This window comes from Bacillus sp. LR--39 (assembly GCF_053613335.1).
The window spans coordinates 1-515 of sequence record NZ_JBSIOT010001617.1 but is presented as its reverse complement, the minus strand read 5'-3'; the positions used below and the strand labels follow the sequence as shown (position 1 = coordinate 515).

Genomic DNA, 515 nt, shown 5'->3' with positions numbered 1-515 from the left:
CCAGTCCGAAGGCAGCCGTAATGCCGATCGCCGGAGCGCCCCTTACTTTGAGCGTGACAATCGCATCAAATACATCCTCTTTCGTCGTCAGCTCCAAATATTCCGTCTCATCAGGAAGCTTTTGCTGATTTAAAATGGTAATAGCTGTTTCTTTCCATTCAACAGAACGTGGAACAGCAAATGAATGGGTCATGAATAGATCATTCCTTTACAAGTAACTTAAATAATTCAATAACATCTGTTATCGTTTTGAATTCCGAACGTTTTTCGATAAAGGCTGTGCCGGTTTCGAGCGCCAGGCGTTTTCTGCCAATTCGTTTATCAAACGGCACGATCGTATCCAGGTCAGCTACGTGGGCAAGGCCGATCGTGCGTCGTATCAGCTCACAGCCCGCAAATCCGATTGCTTCTTCAAAAATTTGGCTGAGCGTATCAGTGAGGTAACCGTCGATGTTGGCGTAAACATCCAGACTGTCCTTCTGCCAGGCTTCACTAAACGTCTCTTCAGACGTTTC

2 pseudogenes are annotated in these 515 nt (G+C 46.2%); both read right to left on the bottom strand.

Annotation, left to right across the window (positions count from 1 at the left end):
* A pseudogene (gene mtnA, locus ACWHAR_RS32120) lies at positions 1 to 193 on the bottom strand (S-methyl-5-thioribose-1-phosphate isomerase); the annotation flags it as partial.
* A 7-nt stretch (positions 194 to 200) separates the two neighbouring features.
* Positions 201 to 515 (bottom strand): annotated as a pseudogene (mtnK, locus tag ACWHAR_RS32115) (S-methyl-5-thioribose kinase); the annotation flags it as partial.